Below are 14,371 nucleotides of genomic sequence, written 5' to 3'. Positions count from 1 at the left end.
TAACTGCCTGATTACTGAGTGATCCGGGCAACATAAACCGGTGATTTGTTCCATACTTTTTAGATGCATGGCCCATTCCGTCACTGGTATTTTCCTGTGCGTATTGCAGTGAGGTTCAAATGCATAAAGCGTTGATTGTAGACGATCATCCCTTCATTCGGGCGGCGGTGAAAGTGTTGCTTGAGCGTGAGCAATTCGAAGTCGTTGCCGAGGCTGACAATGGTGCCGATGCCGTGCAAATGGCTCGCAAGTATCAGCCGGAACTGATTCTGCTGGACATCGCCATGCCCAGCCTCGACGGACTGGAAGTTATCAACCGGATAAGTGCGCTGAAACTGTCGAGCAAGATCCTGGTGTTGACCTCTCAGTCCGCAGCGTTCTATGCCATGCGCTGTATGAAGGCGGGCGCTGCCGGTTATATCTCGAAAACCGATGAATTGAGCGAGCTGAGCAAAGCGATCAAGGCTCTGATGGCCGGCTATACCTTTTTCCCCAACCTTGCAGGAAACTCTGTACGTCGCAGCGACATAGACTCCACCGAGCTGGAGATGATTCGCGGCCTGTCCGATCGAGAACTGGTCATCTTGCAGCAACTTGCCAGGGGCCTGAGCAACAAAGAAATCGGTGATGCCATGTTGTTGAGCAACAAGACCGTCAGCACTTATAAAACCCGCCTCATTGAAAAGCTCAATGTGAAGTCGGTGGTGTATCTGGCTGACTTTGCCAAGCGCAATAACCTGATCTAGATGAAAACTCTTCTGCGTTGCTTTGGACTGGCCGTCTGTCTGCTCGGTCAGTTGGGGAGTGTTTCGCCGGTACAGGCTGCGGTGCAAACCCTGAACCTCTTCGGTCGTTCGAATGGCGAACTGCCTTCGGTCGTTCTGGATGAGGCGGACTGGCGCTGGTTGCGCGATAAAGGATCACTGCGTCTGGGTGTATCGCTGCCGGACAGCGTGCCCTTCGGCATGATCACTGGAGGCCAGGACTACGAGGGCATCACGGCCGATTATGCCGCGCTGCTGGCCGGCATGTTGCACATCAAGATCGAAGTGCTTCGTTATGATTCCCGGGCCGAGGCGATGCGGGCGCTGAGGGACGGTGAGCTGGATCTGGTGGGTAACGTCAACAGTTTCGATGGGACAGATCCAGAGCTGGTGCTCACCAGTGCCTATGTGCAGGCCCCGTCGGTGCTGGTGACGCGCAGCGGCGCCGGCCAGGTGCTGGCGCCAGACCTGGCTGGCAACCGCCTTGCCATCGTTGATCAGGTTCAGCCGACGGACGCGGTCATCGCGAACTACCCCAAGGCTGCGCTACAGCTGCACTCATCGGCCCAGAGCGCGATCGGCGCCGTGGCATTCAATCAGGCAGATGCGTATCTGGGCGATGCCGTCAGTACCCATTATCTGGTCGGCAAATACTTCCTCAATGACGTCTACCTGACGACGTTGTCGAGTGTGTTCAGCACGCATTTCTCGTTCGCCCTGAATCAGCGCAACGGTCAGCTCCTGCAGATCATCAATGCAGCGCTGGAGGTGATCCCGATCAGCGATCGCATGACGATCCTGCATCGGTGGGGGGCAGGGGACCTCAACGTTGCCGGCCTTGATTCGCTCCAGTTCACCGCAGCCGAACAACGCTGGATGCAAAAGCACCCTCGGCTGACCGTGGCCGTCAACGACAGTCTCCCGCCGGTCTCCTTTTTTGATGGGCAGGGCGAATTCCGGGGCATCGGCGCCGAGGTGCTGGCCAAGGTCAGCCAGCGCACCGGTCTGAAATTCGATGTCCTGCGCAGCAGCTCGATGGAGAAACTGGTCGAGCAGGTCCGAGCCGGCAATGCGGATCTGATCGCGGCCTTCACCCCCAGCACGGTCCGTGAAGGCGAACTGCGGTTCACCCGGCCTTATCTGATCAGCCCGTTTGTCCTGATCACGCAGAACGAGGCGGGCAGCGCGCAATCCCTTGAGGGCATGGTTGGCAAGCGACTGGCGATGCGGCGCGGCAATGCGTTGCAGGAGTACATTCGTGAGACATTCCCAGGTATCCAATTGGTCGAGACAGCGACGTCGGCCGAGGCCTTGGCGTTGGTGGACAAAGGTGAGGCGGACGGTGCCCTCAATTCGCTGATCAACGGGCGCTACATGATTCTGCGTCAGTACCGCGACCGTCTGCGGGTGGCCGGTGTGGTCGGTCCGCTGTTGGCCCAGACGGGTTTCGCCACCGATCGTGGGGCGCTGGAACTGTATTCGATTCTGGACAAGGCCCTGCAAAGCATTCCTCCGGAGGAGCTGGATGAACTGACGAGCCGATGGCGCCACGACGTGGTGATCGATAACGACAGCTGGCTGCACCATCGCTCGGCGGTCATCCAGGGGTTCGTCATTTTCGCGCTGTTGCTGATTCTGGCGCTGTTCTGGATCGTTCATCTGCGCAAACTGGTGTCTATCCGTGAAAAGGCCGAACTGGCGCTCAACGATCAGATGGAATTCATGAGGGCCTTGATCGATGGAACGCCCCATCCGATTTATGTGCGCGACCGTGAAGGTCGACTGATCAGTTGCAACTCGGCCTACCTGGACGCGCTGGGCCTGCCGCGCGAAGCCGTGATGGGCAAGCGACTGATCGACAGCCCGGTGGTTGGGCATTCCGATGCTCAGACGTTCCAGGCCGAATACGTCAAGGTCATGGAGAGCGGCACGCGATGGATTCAGGATCGCACCTACACTCACAGCGATGGTGTGGTGCACACGGTGTATCACTGGATGCTGCCGTATCACACCAGTGAAGGCGTGGTGATGGGCATCATTGCCGGCTGGATCAACATCAGCGACCGCCAGCGTCTGATGGATCAACTGCAGAGCGCCAAGAAAAGCGCCGACGACGCCAACCGGGCGAAAACCACCTTTCTGGCGACCATGAGCCATGAAATCCGCACGCCGATGAATGCCGTGATCGGCATGCTCGAACTGGCAATGAAGAAGGCCGACCAAGGCGTGATGGACCGGTTCGCCATCGAAGTGGCCTCAGGCGCGGCCCGGGGGTTGCTGGATCTGATCGGCGACATTCTCGACATTGCCCGTATCGAATCCGGCCGCCTGTCCCTGACCCCGGAACGGGCCAGCCTGCGTGAGCTGGTCGAGTCGGTGGTGCGCATGTTCGAAGGGGGGGCGCGGCAGAAGGGGGTGCGGCTGTTGCTGGATTTCGACCTCAAGGCCTGTCGCGATGTCCTGATCGATCCCCTGCGTTTCAAACAGATTCTGTCCAACCTTCTGAGCAACGCGATCAAGTTCACCGACGAAGGCGAAGTGCGTTTGAGCGTTCAAACTGTACTCGGCGTGTGCGGCGAGCGTCTGGCGATTCATGTCCAGGTGAAGGATACCGGCATCGGCATTTCGGCCGAAGATCAGGCGCTGTTGTTCAACCCGTTCGGCCAGGCCCGCAATAATCATCAGTCGGCGCGGGGTGGTTCGGGGTTGGGGCTGGTCATCAGCCGTACCTTGTGTGAAATGATGGACGGGCACTTGCACCTGACCAGCGTGCCGGGCAAGGGCACACAGATCGATATCCGCCTCGATCTTCTGATCCTGCAACCTGTGCCCGCGGCCGAGTCGCCCGCAGCCGTGCTCACGGATCAGGCGAGTGTGTTGAACATTTTGGTGATCGACGATTACCCGGCTAACCGATTGCTGCTCTCTCAGCAATTGTCTTACCTCGGTCACAGCGTCAGCGACGCCGAGGACGGCGCCCATGGCCTGCGCGCCTGGCGCAACGGCCATTTCGATGTGGTGATCACTGACTGCAACATGCCGGTCATGAACGGTTATGAATTGACACGGGCCATCCGTGACGAAGAAAAGTCCTCGGGGGCCGAGCCTTGCTTGATCCTCGGTCTGACCGCCAATGCTCAGCCAGAGGAAAAAGACCGCTGTCTGGCAGAGGGGATGGACGACTGCCTCTTCAAACCGATCAGCCTGGGTGACCTGAGTGCCCGGCTTGCCTCGGTGCAGTCCGGGGCGGAGCCATCTACGGATAGCGCCCCGAGCCCTGTTGTCGAGGGCGACATCAATCTGAGCAGCCTGCAGCAACTGACCTATGGCGATCACAACGCGATCAGGAAATTGCTGGGGGATCTGGCCAGCAGTAATGAAGAGGATATGTTGCGGCTCATCAAGCTGTTCGGCGAGCATGACTTGTCGGGGCTTTCCAGTCTGGCCCATCGGGTCAAGGGCGGGGCGCGGCTCATCAAGGCAGGCAGCCTGATCCAGTGTTGCGAGCAGTTGGAAGCCGTCTGCATGGGGGCTGACGCTGCCGCTCTGACAGAAGCGGTGGATGCGTTGCAACAAGCGATGGAGCAATTGGCGTATACGCTGGAGCAACGTATCGGTGAACCGGCACTCTAGACTTTTTTACCAACCAGGCCGTTATCGATGCCGGATAGGGGAGAGTTGGCATGTTTGCGGGGGCACCTGATAGTGAGTCATGTGCTACACACGGCTGAAAATGATGTTGTTTTCCTTGGCGATCAATTGCGCTCGCTCCACTTTCAATTTCAGGGCGTTCGCCGCAGCCCGCAGGGAGTGTTCGGATTCAGCCAGTTCCCGCAGGGCGGGTGCGAGTTTCGCGCGTTCGGCCCGCTGCGCTTTTTGATGTCCCGTGACAGGCCCGTCGGAAAAGAGAGCTCTGTGGCCTGACGGGATATTCTGGATAGTTTTTCCGGCGGCAAGAAACGCCTCTTTGGATTTTTCCAGGTCAGAAATAATGGCTGCGCGTGGGTCGGGCATGGGGTCGCCAATCACTGCATATCTCCTATCGCTTGTTAAGTTGTTTCAATAACTGTTCGATCTGTAGCGTCAGATTTTGTCGGGTAGCGATACCCCTTGCGCAATCTTCGCCTTGCCAGGATTTACTGTGCACGATCAATAGTTGAAGATTTTCTTCGTGTCGCCTGAGCAGGATTCGTAGTTGTCTTCGATCTTTAGTCATGTCCGAGCCGGTCTGGATAAATTGGCCGATGTCCTGAGTCAATTGATGCGCAAACGTTAATGAAGGCCGCAACGCACTGTCTGTAGGAAATTTCGCAAAGATCCATCGCTCCTGCGGTGATAAGCGGCAGCAACAGCGCCCCTGATTTCCGCTCGGAAATTTCCTACATTCACAAGGAAGTTTCCTAGAGATACCTGCTGATCAAGCCCGGACAATTGGCTCATTCCTTTCAGAGTGAGCTGCTTCCATGTCCATGCTCCCGCTACGCATTCTGGTTCTTGGCGACATGGCCGCCCATTCTTTGAGGGTGGCCAACGTGCTACGGCAATCCGGCTGCCAGGAAGTCTTCGTGGCCGCGGATGACGGGCAGGCACTCGCGAGTCTCGAACAGATCGGCCCGGTGGATGTAACGCTTTGCGTCATGCGCAAGGAGGGCGGGGGCATCCAGGACCTTTTGCAGACCCTGGGCCGATCCGGCTTGGCAGGGTCGATCATCATCAGCAGTGCGCTGTCAGCTGATGCGCGCAGTGTGCTGGCGCAACTGATTTCGCTTTTGGGCATGGCGTTGCTGGGCGATGTCAGCAAGCCTTTGCAACCCGGGGCATTACAGCTATTGCTGGCCAAACACTTGAACGAGCCCATCAACGAATCGGGTGTGCTGCCTGTCGTACCGGCCACTGAAGAAGAGGTTCGTCGGGCGCTCGCCGGCCATCAGTTGCACACCTACTTTCAGCCCAAGTTCAATCTGCAGACGGGGGATGTATGCAGTATCGAAGCGCTGGCGCGATGGCACCATCCCTTTAAAGGTGTCTTGCCGCCCTCGGTGTTCATGCCGGTTATCGAGCGTTGTGGATTGATGGATGAGTTGCTGTTCCTTCAACTGGAACACGGGCTGAGACTCCAGCGCCAGGCACTCAATCAAGGGTTTGCTCTGAATGTCGCGTTCAATCTGCATGCGGGGCAACTGGTCAACCCGGACCTCACGGGCCGGATCCAGGCCATATTGGCGGCTCATGATCTACCCGGTTCCGGGCTTACCTTCGAGCTGACCGAAACGGGGTTGCTCGAAGCACCGGCGATCAGCCTGGAAAGCCTGGTGCGCCTGCGAATGATGGGCTGCAGTCTGTCTATCGATGATTTCGGCGCGGGTTTTTCATCGCTGCAGCGGCTGTGTCAGTTGCCGTTCAACGAAATCAAACTCGATGGCGAGTTCGTGCGTGGTCTCAAGCACGAGCCACGCCGTCGCGCAGTCATCAGCAGCACTCTGGCACTCGGCGAAGCGCTGGGCATGTCGGTGGTGGTCGAAGGGATTGAAACCGAAGAACAACGCACAGTGCTGTTGGAACTTGGCTGTACGCAAGGGCAGGGTTACTTGTGCGCGCGACCGATGTCGGCGGCAAGTTTATTGAACTGGCTGGACCTTCAACGAGGGATGACGGCCAGTTATTGAGCGGACCTCTCAAGTGCGCGACTTATTGGTTGTCAGTCATGCATGAACTTATTTAAAAATCGCATAACGCCAAAAACATTTATTACATGTTCTTTGGCGTTTTTTGTTTGGGCGTGTTGATGCACCTCACTGAAGTTAGTTAGGAAATTTCCTACAAACGGCAGGAAATTTCCTAACTTAATCCGCGGAGGCCGTCGAGAAAATACGCTCACTTGATTCCATTGTGATGCCTTTTCGCTACGTGAAGCGAAGTTCGAGTCTTGTCGATTACTGACGGGATTCGATGCTTGCCAGCAAGGTCCTGGATCCGCAATCGAATTGAAGGCGAAAGTCATCACGCCATGGATGACGCGTGTTTCGGAGGTTGGCTCTCGCCAAATTAACAAATGAACAAAATTTACTCTGTGGTTTGGAACGCTTCGATAGGTTGCTGGGCGGTGGTTTCTGAGTTGGTTTCGGCCAAAGGAAAGAGATCGGGGGCCAGTTGCGCTCTTGGCGTGGGCATTTCGTCGGGGGATTCAGCCTGTTGGTCTTCCCTCGGGGGCGGATTTTTGCTGAAAAGTTTAGTGGCGGCGTTAGTCTTAGTGCTGCCGTTAACGGGACATGCCTCATACTCACCTCCAAGTGGCGGAGCAGGCTGCACCGGCGGTACCGTTAACTTTACGGGTGTAGACGGTTCCACCCAAACTCGAATTTTTGGGGATGGGAGTGGAAATACTTCGATACTTTTAGGCTGTGACAACAAAGCAACTGGCTTCTCCGGCGCAACCTTGGTCGGCGCAGGTTTGGTCGCGAATGGAAATTACGCCACCGCGGTTGGCTATCTGAGTGTGGCAGGAATACAGGCTACCGCTCTGGGCACGCAAGTCACCGCAGCCGACTACAGCATCGCCATTGGCGCCTTGAGTAAATCTTCCGCAGCTGGAGCTATTGCAATCGGCGGGTACCCTGCTGCGGGTGTTGCGAACGCTGTGGGCGCGCAAGCGGCTGCGACGAATGCAATTGCAGTCGGCAGCGCATCATCTGTCGTTGCGGGTGCTACTTCAGGCATAGCCATTGGCCGTGGCGCCATTGTCAATGGTGCTTTCGGTATTGCGCAGGGTGACGGGACTACCAGTGGCGCAACCGGCCAGAACGTCGCGATCGGTTCGTCCGGCACCATTGCTAATTCCAGCACGGCTGCCGGCGGTGCAGTGGCCATCGGACGCGGACAGAAAGCCACGGGCAACGGCGCGGTTGCGATCGGTGATCCGAACGTATCGAACGGTACCGGCGCGGTGACGATGGGGGCGGACAATACGGCGGCAGGCAATCTGGCCGGTACGATCGCGGCCAATGGCGCGGTTGCCATCGGCAATGCCAATAGCGCGATCGGTCAAGGTTCGGTGGCACTGGGTAATGCCAGCAATGCGGCTGCAGCAGGCGCCGTGGCGCTGGGCGATACCGCAGTGGCTAACAATACCAACGATGTGGCGATAGGTTCGAAGTCAACTACAGCTGCTCCGCATACCGGCACGACTGCGCAATTCGGTGGTACTGCAGCGGGCGTGCAAGCAGCTGCTTCGACCAATGGTGTGGTGTCGGTAGGTGCTGCAGGTACTGAGCGCCAGATCCAGAACGTTGCGGCAGGCGTGATTTCTGCCACCAGCACCGACGCAATTAACGGCTCTCAGCTGAATTCGGTCGTCACCGGCGTCAACAACCTGGGCACAACAACAGCCAGCACGTTGGGCGGCGGCGCGACCTACAGTTCGGCGACTGGCAATATCACCGGCTTCAGCCAGCCGATCAATAGTGTCAGCGCTACCGGTGCAGTGACTGGGCCTACAGGGCAGACGACAGTTGCGGCTGCCTTGACAGCGCTCAACACCAATGTGAATAACACGGCCAATATCGCCGTCAAATACGATGCCGCCGGCGGCACCAAGATCACTTTGGGGGCGACTGGCGGCGCCGGTGCAGGTGCTCCGGTAACGATCACCAACCTGGCACCGGCGACGTTGAATGCCACTAGTACGGATGCGGTGAACGGGTCGCAGCTGTTTGCCACCAACACTACCGTTAATAACATCAACAACGGTGCAGGTATCAAATACTTCCACACCAACTCGACCTTGGCCGACAGCACCGCCACCGGTACCGACAGCGTCGCAGTGGGACCTACCGCCAACGCCACTGCTACTAACGCTGTAGCCCTGGGCAATGGCGCTACGGCAGGATCGGCTAACTCTGTGGCCCTGGGCAGCGGCGCTTCCGCCACTGGCACGACGTTGGGCAATGCAGCTTACGGCGTCGGTGGCGCCGCGACAGGTGGTGAAGTGAACATCGCCAATGGCGCTGATGGCCGGCGCATTACTGGCCTTGCCGCCGGCTCCAGCGCAACGGATGCGGTGAACGTCAGCCAACTGAACAAAGCAGGCCAAGACACGGCGACCACCTTGGGCGGTGGTGCAGCGCTTGATACGACCACCGGCGTATGGACAGCACCCAGCTACTCCACCAACAGCATCAGCACAACCGGTGCCAACACCGGCCCATTGGTCAGCAACGACGTTGGCGCAGCACTGAGCAACCTCAACACCAGCGTGACCAACACCGCAGCGGTTGCGGTGAAATACGACGATGCTTCCACCAAAACCCAGGTGACCTTCAACCCTGCGGGTACGGCGGTGAAGTTGACCAATGTCGCGGTCGGTGTGTTGAACGCCACCAGCACCGATGTGGTGAATGGCAGCCAGTTGTTTGCGACCAGCCAGAACACGGCAACGGCCCTGGGTGGCGGCGCGGCGGTCAACGCGACAACCGGTGCGTGGACGGCACCGAGTTATTCGACCAACAGCATCAGCGTGACTGGCAGCAACACCGGCCCGCTGGTCAGCAGCGACGTTGGCGCGGCACTGAGCAACCTCAACACCAGCGTGACCAACACCGCGGCCGTGGCGGTGAAATACGACGATGCCACGACTAAAGATCAGGTGACCTTCAACCCGGCGGGTGCGGCGGTGAAGTTGATCAATGTCGCGGCCGGAACCTTGAACGCCACCAGCACCGACGCGGTGAACGGTTCGCAGTTGTTCGCGACCAACCAGACCGTCGATAACATTGTGAATAACGGCACCGGGATCAAGTACTTCCACAGCAACTCGGTGCTCGCCGACAGCAGTGCAACCGGCTTGGACAGCGTGGCCATTGGCCCGGCAGCGAGTTCGACCATTGCCAACGGCGTGGCGCTGGGTTCCAACTCGTCCGCCACGGGCGCGACGTTGGCCAATGCGGCTTATGGTGTCGGCGGGGCGGCGACCGGGGGCGAGGTCAACATTGGCAATGGTGCTGATGGCCGTCGCATTACCGGTCTGGCGGCGGGCAGTTCGGCGACGGATGCCGTCAATGTCAGCCAACTGAACAAAGCAGGTCAGGACACCGCGACCGCTCTGGGCGGCGGGGCCGCACTTGATACGACCACCGGCGTATGGACAGCACCCAGCTACTCCACCAACAGCATCAGCGCGAATGGTTCCAATATCGGCCCATTGGTGAGCGGTGACGTCGGCACGGCACTGACCAATCTCAATACCAGCGTGACCAATACCGCTGCTGTGGCGGTGAAATACGACGATGCCGCGACTAAAGATCAGGTGACCTTCAACCCGGCGGGAACCGCGGTGAAGTTGACCAATGTCGCTGCCGGTGCCTTGAACGCTACCAGCACCGACGCGGTGAATGGCTCGCAGCTGTTCGCAACCAACCAGACCGTCGACAACCTCGTCAACAACGGCGCCGGCATCAAATATTTCCACAGCAACTCGATCCTTGCCGACAGCAACGCGACCGGTCAGGACAGCGTGGCCATCGGCCCGCTCGCGAGCTCGACGGTGGCCAACGGTGTGGCGCTGGGCTCCAACTCGTCCGCCACCGGCACGACGTTGGCCAATGCAGCTTACGGTGTGGGTGGTGCAGCAACCGGTGGCGAAGTGAACATCGCCAACGGCGCCGATGGACGGCGTATCACCGGTCTGGCGGCGGGCAGCTCGGCGACGGATGCCGTCAATGTCAGCCAATTGAACAAAGCAGGTCAGGACACCGCGACCGCCCTGGGTGGCGGGGCCGCACTTGATACGACCACTGGCGTATGGACAGCCCCCAGCTACTCCACCAACAGCATCAGCACAACCGGTGCCAACACCGGCCCATTGGTCAGCAGCGACGTTGGTGCGGCACTGAGCAATCTCAACACCAGCGTGACCAATACCGCAGCGGTGGCGGTGAAATACGATGATGCCGCGACTAAAGATCAGGTGACCTTCAACCCGGCGGGCACAGCGGTGAAGTTGACCAACGTTGCGGCCGGTGCCTTGAACGCCACCAGCACCGATGCAGTGAACGGCTCACAGCTATTCGCAACCAACCAAACCGTCGACAACATCGTCAACAACGGCACCGGGATCAAGTACTTCCACAGCAATTCGGTGCTCGCCGACAGCAGTGCAACGGGTCAGGACAGCGTGGCCATCGGCCCGCTCGCGAGCGCGACGGTGGCCAACGGTGTGGCGCTGGGCTCCAACTCGTCGGCCACGGGCACGACACTGGCCAACGCGGCTTACGGTGTGGGTGGTGCAGCAACCGGTGGCGAAGTGAACATCGCCAATGGCGCTGATGGCCGGCGCATTACTGGCCTTGCCGCCGGTTTCAGCGCAACGGATGCCGTCAACGTGAGCCAACTGAATAAAACCGGTCAGGACACGGCGACCGCCCTGGGCGGCGGCGCGACGCTTGATGCGACCACCGGGACATGGACGGCGCCCAGCTATTCCATCAACAACATCAGCGCAATCGGCAGCAACACTGGGCCTTTGGTCAGCAATAACGTTGGCGCAGCGTTGACCAATCTGAATACCAGCGTGACCAACACCGCTGCCGTGGCGGTGAAATACGACGATGCGTCCACCAAAACACAGGTGACCTTCAACCCGGCGGGAACCGCGGTGAAGTTGACCAATGTTGCGGCCGGTGCCTTGAACGCTACCAGCACCGACGCGGTGAATGGCTCGCAGCTGTTCGCAACCAACCAGACCGTCGACAACCTCGTCAACAACGGCGCGGGCATCAAGTATTTCCACAGCAACTCGATCCTTGCCGATAGCAGCGCAACCGGTCAGGACAGCGTGGCGATGGGTCCGACGGCCGTTTCCGGAGGTGCCAACAGCGTTGCGTTGGGCAATGGCGCCACCGCCAGCTTCGACAACAGCGTTGCCTTGGGCTCCGGCTCTTCTGCCGCGGGCGCGACGTTGGCCAATGCGGCTTATGGTATCGGCGGGGCGGCGACTGGGGGTGAAGTGAATATCGCCAACGGCGCCGATGGACGGCGTATTACCGGTTTGGCGGCGGGCAGTTCGGCGACCGATGCGGTTAACGTCAGTCAACTGAATAAGGTGGGGCAGGACACGGCAACGGCCCTGGGCGGCGGTGCGGCGCTTGATGCGAACACCGGAGCATGGACGGCGCCCAGTTACTCCACCAACAGCATCAACGCGGTCGGTACCAACACCGGTCCGCTGGTCAGCACAAACGTTGGCGCGGCACTGAGCAACCTCAACACCAGCGTGACCAACACCGCCGCTGTGGCAGTGAAATACGACGATGCCGCGACTAAAAATCAGGTGACCTTCAACCCGGCAGGGGCCGCGGTGAAGTTGACCAACATCGCTGTCGGTGCCTTGAACGCTACCAGCACCGATGCAGTTAACGGTTCGCAGCTGTTCGCAACCAACCAGACCGTCGACAACCTCGTCAATAACGGCACCGGCATCAAGTACTTCCACAGCAACTCGGTACTGGCCGACTCGCAAGCCACAGGTCTGGACAGCGTTGCCATCGGGCCACAGTCCATTGCCGCAGGCGCCCATTCGCTCGCCGTCGGTTCGGGTGCCAACGTGGTGGCTGATGGCGGTCTCGCGCTGGGGCATCTGAGCCAGGCTCAGGTGGCGGGTGGTATCGCACTGGGTGAAGGTTCGGTTGCCGACCGTGTCCTGGCACCGACGACGGGTTCGATTGCCGCCGGCGGCGGGACGGTCATCTATGACACCTCGGACGCCACCTTGCTTGGCTCGGTTTCGGTGGGCAAGGCCGGCAGCTACCGGCAGATCACCAACGTGGCGGATGCCACCCAGGATCACGACGCCGTGACCCTGCGTCAACTGACCGGAGCGATGGGCTCCCTGAGTTCGACCGGCACGCAGTATTTCCACGCCAACTCGACGAATACAACGGACTCGCTTGCCAGCGGTACGGAGTCGATCGCTGTCGGCCCGGGCACCGTGGTCAACGGTGACAACGGCATCGGTATCGGCAATCAGGCCAGTGTCGGCCAGGCCGCCGCCGGTGGCATTGCCATCGGTCGCAATACCCAGGTGTTGCTGGCGTCCGGCATCGCCCTGGGCAGCGCGGCCCAGGCAGCGGCGGAACAGTCGGTTGCGTTGGGCGCCGGGGCCAATGCCAGCCACGCCATGAGCGTGGCACTGGGTTCGAGCTCGGTGACTACCGTCGGCGCCGAGACGAATTACAGCGCCTATCGATTGGCAGCACCCCAAACGTCAGTGGGTGAAATCGGCATCGGCACGGCACTGGGCAGTCGCAAACTCACCGGGCTGGCGGCTGGCTCGCAAGACAACGACGCGGTCAACGTGGCTCAACTGAAGCTGGTCGGCGATCAAGTGGATCAAAACACCACGGACATCACCCACCTGGGCGGTCGGATCGGCGGGCTTGAAACCCTGATCGGCGCGGGAGGCGGCATCAAGTATCTGCATGTCAACTCGACCAAGGCCGACTCCGCTGCCACCGGTACCGACGCAATGGCGTTGGGTGCCCAGGCCCAGGCGTCGGGCAATGGCTCGGTGGCGATGGGCAGCGGCGCAACGGCTGCCGCCGACGGCAGTGTTGCCGTGGGCAGTGGCTCGAGCGATGACGGACGCGGTGCAGAAACCTACAGCGGCAAGTATTCGGGGGCGAATAACGCAACCTCGGGCACGGTGTCGGTGGGCAACGCCACCACCGGTGAAACCCGAACGGTCAGCAACGTTGCCGACGGCAAGAACGCCAATGATGCGGTCAATGTGCGCCAACTCGACGGTGCGGTGGTTGAAGCCAAGCAATACACGGACACCTCGATTGCCAATCTGGAGGCGAATGCGGGTCAGCAGGATGGTCGCATTACCGCCGTCGCAGACGATGTCTCCAACATCAAGAACGGCACCGACGGCATGTTCCAGGTGAACAACCGCAGCGCGGCGGCCAAACCGAAAGCCACGGGTGTCGACTCGATCGCCGGAGGTGCAGGGGCTGTAGCGTCGGGCAACAACAGCGCGGCGGTCGGCACAAGGTCTCAGGCCACCGGGGAAAACTCGGTTGCTCTGGGTAACGGGGCCAAGGCTTCGGCCAGGAATGCTACGGCACTGGGTGCCAACTCGGTGGCTGATCGTGAGAACAGTGTCTCGGTGGGCAGTGCTGGCAACGAGCGGCAGATCACCAACCTCGCGGCGGGTACCCACGGCACGGATGCGGTGAACCTCGACCAGTTGACCCGAAGCGTGGCGGACATCACCAGCAGTGCCAATGCCTACACCGACCAGCGCTATATGGAGCTGAAAAACGACCTCAAGCAGCAAGACGAAATTCTCAGTGCGGGGATTGCCGGTGCGATGGCCATGGCCAGTCTGCCGCAGTCGTATTCGCCAGGTTCCAGCATGACGACGGCGGCTGCGAGCACCTATCGCGGTCAAGCGTCGCTTGCCTTCGGTGTGTCGCATATGTCCAGCAATGGCCGGTGGGTGACCAAATTGCAGGGCAGCACCGACACCCAGCGCAAAGTGGGGCTGGCGGTGGGTATCGGTTATCAGTGGTGACCCGTTGATGGGTCTTGTGCAGGTCTCAATCCAATTTTTT

The 14,371-nt window shown here is 59.8% G+C and carries 5 protein-coding genes and 1 pseudogene; 5 read left to right on the top strand and 1 reads right to left on the bottom strand.

Translation table 11 applies throughout. The features are described 5' to 3' along the window. The first annotated feature begins 119 nt into the window (after positions 1-119). Both J4D52_RS12470 and J4D52_RS12465 read left to right on the top strand, forming a co-directional pair. Positions 120-746, top strand: a complete 627-nt coding sequence (locus tag J4D52_RS12470; protein WP_102676728.1) for a response regulator transcription factor — start codon at positions 120-122, stop codon at positions 744-746. Then, positions 747-4,397, top strand: a complete 3,651-nt coding sequence (locus tag J4D52_RS12465; protein WP_102676729.1) for a transporter substrate-binding domain-containing protein — start codon at positions 747-749, stop codon at positions 4,395-4,397. Between the two features lie 84 nt (positions 4,398-4,481). Here the strand turns inward: J4D52_RS12465 and J4D52_RS12460 are convergent, their stop codons facing one another. Beyond that, positions 4,482-4,793: a hypothetical protein gene (locus tag J4D52_RS12460; protein ID WP_102676730.1), complete on the bottom strand. Its 312-nt coding sequence runs from the start codon at positions 4,791-4,793 to the stop codon at positions 4,482-4,484. Positions 4,794-5,227: 434 nt separating this feature from the next. On the opposite strand from J4D52_RS12460, the gene J4D52_RS12455 reads away from it, so the two are divergent. The 3 genes and pseudogenes from J4D52_RS12455 to J4D52_RS12450 all read left to right on the top strand — a co-directional run bounded on the left by J4D52_RS12455 (position 5,228) and on the right by J4D52_RS12450 (position 14,331). After that, positions 5,228-6,430: an EAL domain-containing protein gene (locus tag J4D52_RS12455; protein WP_102676731.1), complete on the top strand. Its 1,203-nt coding sequence runs from the start codon at positions 5,228-5,230 to the stop codon at positions 6,428-6,430. A 386-nt stretch (positions 6,431-6,816) separates the two neighbouring features. Beyond that, a pseudogene (locus J4D52_RS30760) lies at positions 6,817-6,924 on the top strand (ESPR domain-containing protein); the annotation flags it as partial. Between the two features lie 57 nt (positions 6,925-6,981). Beyond that, entirely contained in the window at positions 6,982-14,331 is a 7,350-nt protein-coding gene (locus tag J4D52_RS12450; protein ID WP_305887514.1) for a YadA-like family protein, read from the top strand. Positions 14,332-14,371: the final 40 nt, after the last annotated feature.

The organism is Pseudomonas sp. GW460-12-10-14-TSB1 (assembly GCF_017349775.1).
Classification (GTDB): domain Bacteria; phylum Pseudomonadota; class Gammaproteobacteria; order Pseudomonadales; family Pseudomonadaceae; genus Aquipseudomonas; species Aquipseudomonas piscium.
Note: the sequence above shows the minus strand (reverse complement) of the source record. Positions and strands in the feature narration are given on the sequence as shown.

Coding starts and splice junctions, on each gene's coding strand:
- J4D52_RS12470 (WP_102676728.1), top strand. CDS start 120: ATGCATAAAGCGTTGATTGTAGACGATCATCCCTTCATTCGGGCGGCG.
- J4D52_RS12455 (WP_102676731.1), top strand. CDS start 5,228: ATGTCCATGCTCCCGCTACGCATTCTGGTTCTTGGCGACATGGCCGCC.
- J4D52_RS12465 (WP_102676729.1), top strand. CDS start 747: ATGAAAACTCTTCTGCGTTGCTTTGGACTGGCCGTCTGTCTGCTCGGT.